Below are 2,625 nucleotides of genomic sequence, written 5' to 3' on the forward strand. Positions count from 1 at the left end.
GGGTAGAGCGAAGCGAAACCCACCATCATACGCATCTGGAGCGCACGGTGGGTTTCGCTTCGCTCTACCTCGGCGGCCCCACCCACCCTACAGTCCGCTCAGCGCTCCTTGCGCACCAGCTTCGCCATGTCGATGCGCTTGTCCGGATCCGCATGCCAGACCACCCGGTCGTCCACCGCGTACAGCCAGCACTTCACCTTCCCGCACGCCGTGAGGCTGGCCTGCATCGCGTCCGCCGCGCCGATGCTGAGGTACCATCCGCCGCGTTCCGTCACCGCAAACGCCTTCGGCGGCTGCTGCGCGAGATAGTACTCGTAGCGCGCCCTCGCCTTCTCGCTCGCGGGCAGCGCCGCTGTGTCGCCGACGGCGGCGAAGCCGCTCGCTTGCGGCAGCTCGAACTGGTGGCCGGCATAGCGCTCCTCATGCGACAGCCGCAGCGGCACGCCGAGTTGCACCGACAGGAAATCGAACATCAGCCGGTGCGCCTGCTCGCGCGCCACCGGATTGCCGCCCACGGTCGCGGTGCCGCTACGCGTGGATGCCACGTTCATCTTCGTATGCGGCGGCGTCAGGCCGTCGAAGCCGTGGTGGCTGTCGGGGAAGACATGCATCTCGAACACCGCATCCTTCTGCGAGCGCATCACCTTCTCGCGCAACTGCACGCAGCTGCGCGCCGGCGTCCAGTCGTCGCTCTCGCCGATCATCAGCAGCAGCGGCGCGTCGAGTTCGTAATTCCACATCCGGTGGTAGATCGAGCAGCCGGGATACAGCGCGACCACCACCTTCGGCCTGAGGGGCTGCGCCTGCACCGCCTTGTCGGTACGGTCGAGCACACCCAGCGCAGTCTGCCCGCCATGCGAGCGGCCGATGACAACGAGGCGCGACGTATCCACGCCGGGTTGCTGTGCCAGTCAGCGGATCGCGGCAAAGACATCGTCGCGCCTGTCCTCTTCGCTGACGGTGCGGCGCTCACGCGCGATTTCACAGATCGATTTCACGCCGCGCGGAGAAAAGCTGTCGACGACCAGCAGGTGCATGCGCTCCGCGTTGAAGTAGCCGGCATCGCGGAAATAGGCGGGACTAAGCTTCTGCTGCTCGGTAAGCGCGCCGCCGCAGCCATGCAGCGAGATCACCGTGGGACGCGGTCCTGATGCGGAAGCTGGAAACCAGTAGGCGCTCAGCTCCACCTTGCCGTCGAGGGCGGGGAAGGCAACGCGGTCCATGGCCTGCACGGCGAGGCCGTGCAGGAAAAGCAGCGCCGCGGCGGCGCAATGGCGAAGTGCTCGCATCGGTGATCTGCAGTCGGGAGATGCGGGCAGGATAGCGGAAGTTGCCGGCGGCGGAAAGCAACCCTCAGAACTTGTGCCGTATCCCCAGCTGCACCGCGCGCGCGTCCTGTCCGCCGGCGGTCGTGAAGCCGCCGCTGTACCCCGCCCCGCCCAGCGCGTACTGCGCATTCGGATCGTTGTTGGCATACGCGAAGAACACATACATGTCCGTCCGCTTGGACAGGTTGTAGTCATAGCCGAGCGAGAACAGCTTCACGTCGGCATCGGCGAACAGGTCGTTCTTCGTTTGCGCGAATGCGCCCATCAGGCGGCCCGCGCCGATCGTGTAATGCATGCCGACCGAATAGCTCTTCGCATCCAGCCGCGCATTCGAATTGATGGTCGCCACCACGGTCGGCACCAGCGGCGCGCCGGCCGCACCGAGCGCGGCGGTGACGGTCGGCGTCAGGGCGAAGCCGATACCCGGATTGTCATTCTTCATGGTCATGTAGCCGACGAAGAATTTCATGTTGCCCATGGTGTAGGAGCCGCCGGCAACTGCCGTGCGCAGCGAGCGCGCCCCGAACGGGTCATCCTCGCGGTTGTAACCAATGCCCACATTGAAGCCCTGCGCCTGGTAAAGCAGGTTGCCGCCCACAAAGCGGTTGCCCACACCGAGCGAACCCGAGCCGCGGTCTTCCGGGCTGTACATCAGCGACGCGCCCAGTCCGTTGGGCAACTGCAAGCGGTACTGCAAGGCATTGCTCGACCGGATCGCAACGCCCGGCGTATAGAGCGCGCTGGTGCCGGTGGTGATGCTGCCCCAACCGCCCACCGATCCGGTTTCGAAGGTGTCGGCCATTGCCCCGACTTCATAGGCGGGCGTGTACTGCCGCCCGAGCAGGATGGCGCCTCCCGGCGTGACCAGCCCCACCATCGCGGTGCGGTCGAACAAGGCGCCGCTGGCATTGACCACCGCGCCGTTCTGGCCGAGCGCGGTTGCCAGCGCAAGCGAACTCGCCGCCGGCAGCGGCACGCCGCGCACCAGGCCGAAATCCGGGTTCTTTCCGAGATAGCCGTTGCGCAGCTCGCCGGTATCCACTTCAAACCGCGACTCCAGCGTGAACATCGCCTTGAATCCGCCGCCGAGGTCTTCCGTTCCCTTGAACCCGAGCCGCGAACCGTCGGCCATGCCGCTGGCGAGGTTGTATTGCGTGCCGTTGCCGAAACGCGAGGCCTGGACGCCGGCGTCGACGATGCCGTAAATCGAGAGACTGGTTTGTGCGAAAGCGGGAATGGCGGTGCAGGAGCAGAGTGCGGCGGCGAGCAGCTTGCGGTTCATGATGCCTCCTCGAAT

General features: G+C 66.0%; 3 protein-coding genes. All 3 read right to left on the reverse strand.

The genetic code is table 11. From position 1 onward, the window contains the following. Positions 1 to 98: 98 nt before the first annotated feature. Entirely contained in the window at positions 99 to 911 is an 813-nt protein-coding gene (locus AYR66_RS00375; protein WP_088705851.1) for a dienelactone hydrolase family protein, read from the reverse strand. Further along, a complete protein-coding gene (locus AYR66_RS00380; protein WP_088705852.1) occupies positions 912 to 1,289 on the reverse strand; it encodes a dienelactone hydrolase family protein in 378 nt (125 codons plus the stop codon). 64 nt (positions 1,290 to 1,353) lie between these two features. Continuing rightward, the coding region (locus AYR66_RS00385; protein ID WP_337366590.1) for a porin at positions 1,354 to 2,625 on the reverse strand (1,272 nt) is incomplete at its 5' end.

Origin of the sequence: Noviherbaspirillum denitrificans (genome assembly GCF_002211445.1) — a bacterium.
Taxonomy (GTDB): Bacteria; Pseudomonadota; Gammaproteobacteria; order Burkholderiales; family Burkholderiaceae_D; genus Noviherbaspirillum; species Noviherbaspirillum denitrificans.

Excerpts from the sequence above, each read along its gene's own strand:
- AYR66_RS00380 (WP_088705852.1), bottom strand. The coding sequence starts at position 1,289 with ATGCGAGCACTTCGCCATTGCGCCGCCGCGGCGCTGCTTTTCCTGCAC.